The 2,570-nt window shown below is 56.8% G+C and carries 1 protein-coding gene and 1 pseudogene; both read right to left on the bottom strand.

Going from position 1 to position 2,570, the window contains the following annotated elements; translation table 11 throughout:
• Positions 1–220: pseudogene (locus M7R55_RS07605) on the bottom strand (hypothetical protein); the annotation flags it as partial.
• Entirely contained in the window at positions 221–2,500 is a 2,280-nt protein-coding gene (locus M7R55_RS07600; protein ID WP_366881170.1) for a DNA methyltransferase, read from the bottom strand. It abuts the pseudogene before it with no gap.
• Positions 2,501–2,570 lie beyond the last annotated feature (70 nt).

Genomic DNA, 2,570 nt, shown 5'->3' with positions numbered 1-2,570 from the left:
GCTCGAATGTGGTGCTGATGGCCGCGTGATCGCCATCACGCACGCCCCACAGCACATAGGCAAACGGCTGATCAGCGAGCCGCGCCGCATTGGACAGTGCCGAGATCAACTTGCCGATCATCTGCGCATCAGCATTGTTCTCCTTGAACTCCACCCACGAGGTCTCTGCCGGACGCTGAAGCAGGTCGTCGATCAGGGCCAGCGTGCGTTGCTCGCTCAATTAGCTTTCCCCCCTGGTTGCTTTGGCAGCAGGCTTGGCTTTGGCTGCTGCCGCTGTCATCTTCGTATACAGCTCAAACAGTTTTTCCAGCCGCTCAGTGTCGTTTTTGAAGCGGCGGCCGATGTAGATGCGCTCCAGCACCTCGTCGTTGCGCTCGTGGGCGTGGCGCAGGTTTTCCGGCATGGCGTCCGGGTCGTAGAGGTCGGCGATGGTGGCGGGGAAATGCGCTTCGCGCGCGAGCAGGATGTCTTCGGCGCAGGCGGTCAGATCGGCCTTGTTTTGCTCGGTGAGCAGTGGCACGGGGAAGGTGTTCCAGCCGAGGGTGTTGGAGTACGAAAAACGCATTTCAAGACGCACACAGACTGTGCCAATCCAAACCCAGTGTAGGCGAGAGGCGATGAGGGCCATGTTCCAGAGGGGGGCGTCGTAGAGGGCAAAATTTCGGTCCCCGATGATCGTATCTTTATCTTCCAAACCAATCGGCAGGTACTCCCGATTTTCTGAGCTGACGCGGGCGACGACCAAAGAATAGTTTTGGGCGACGGATTGAATTTGCCGGAAACGATGCGGAAACGATGCGGCTGGTCGTGTTTCGGCAGCCTTACTTTCAGTGCGCATCTTAGCTACCGCCTCAATACGCCGCTTCAATTCTGGTACGGACTCCGCTTCAGCGCGTTCGTCATTCTCCACCCACAAACAGAAACGCTGCTCACCTCGAATGAACTCTTGGGCACCAAGAAACCGCTTTATGAAGCGCTTAGCTGCCGGGGATTCCTGCAGCAACTTCGCGCGTTCACCAGGCGAAAGGAACAGATTACCCCCATCCGTTGGTTTGTTTCCCCATTCCATTAAACCCCGACCATCGTTTGGCTTTGCGATTGGCGAAACAATGGCATCAAGGCCGCCAACTAAATAGGCATTGATGAAATCCACCTGCTTTTCAAGCGTTGCTCCATCGTCAGCAACCGAAAATAGCCAGCGCATCCTTCCTGCTTGGTTGGTAATCGCAACAATTACAACGGTCACCCCAGCGTTGTAACTGGCAAGATTAGCCCATTTGAACGATGTATATGCAAACGCGATATGCTGACCGCTGGCAAAAATCAATGGCCAGAGAATCGGCACCTGTGAACCCTGACAAATGGAATTGGTGGATACGAATGCTGCGGCGGCATTGGTCTTGGTGCCGTAATCGGCGGCCTTCATGAACCAACCCGCCACATAATCCAGCGATCTCCAGTTCTTGGTGTGCTTGGCGAAGATGGCTTGCAAATCTGCCTTCTGCTCGTCTGTCTGCCAAGTGGAGCCGAGATACGGCGGATTGCCACAGATATAGGTTTCACCGCCTTCATTTGCAAAGTCCATTTCCGTTTGATCAAGCGGCGTGCCAAACAAATCATCCGACACCACCTTCACCCCCGTCCCGGTTGGTGGGCAGATGCTCAACCAGTCCAACCGTAGCGCATTGCCGCAGACAATCCAGTTCTGCGCGTCCAGCGGCAGAAATTCGGCTAGAGCATCTTTCTGCCCGCGATATAGTACGTCGCACTGGAACTCGGCGATGATGAGCGCCAGTCGGGCAATCTCCGCCGGAAAGTCGCGCAGCTCGATCCCCCGGAAGTTGGTCAGTGGAATTTCGCTGCCCAGTTGCGTTTTGCCCAAGCGGCGGTTGATTTGTGCTTCGATCTCGCGCAGTTGCTTATAGGCGATGACCAGGAAGTTGCCGGAGCCGCAGGCGGGGTCGAACACGCGGATGCGCGCCATGCGCTTGCGCAAGTTCAGCAGCTTGCGCTCGTTGTCACCGGCTTCGGCCGACCGCGCGCGCAGGTCATCCAGGAACAAGGGATTCAACACCTTCAGGATATTAGGCACGCTGGTGTAGTGCATGCCCAACGCGCCGCGCTCTTTGTCGTCGGCCACCGCCTGGATCATGCTGCCGAAGATGTCGGGGTTGATCTGTTTCCAGTTCAGGCCGCCGGCATGCAGCAGGTAGGTGCGCGCCATGCGGGTGAAGCGCGGTACTTCGGTGCGGCCGGAAAAGAGGCCGCCATTCACGTAGGGAAACCGATCTGCCCAGACCGGCAAGCGAGGCTGGGCATTTATGCGCTCGTCGGTTTTAATGTTCATGGCACGGAAGATGGTTTCCAGCACCTCATGGGTGTTGGCGCCGTCTCGCTCGCTCATTTGTTCTACCGTGCGGGTGAAAAGTCCCTCGTCATTGAAGATGTCGGTGTCTTCGGCAAAAAAACAGAACACCAGCCTGGCCATGAAGTGGTTCATGTCGTGGCGGCGCTCATCCTTGGCCCAGTCCGGGTTTTCGCGCAGCAGTTCGACGTACAGCTTGTTCAGC

Origin of the sequence: Halothiobacillus sp., from assembly GCF_027346185.1 — a bacterium.
In the GTDB taxonomy this organism is placed as follows: Bacteria; Pseudomonadota; Gammaproteobacteria; order Halothiobacillales; family Halothiobacillaceae; genus Halothiobacillus.
Note: the sequence above shows the minus strand (reverse complement) of the source record. Positions and strands in the feature narration are given on the sequence as shown.

Coding starts and splice junctions, on each gene's coding strand:
- M7R55_RS07600 (WP_366881170.1), bottom strand. CDS start 2,500: ATGAACCACTTCATGGCCAGGCTGGTGTTCTGTTTTTTTGCCGAAGAC.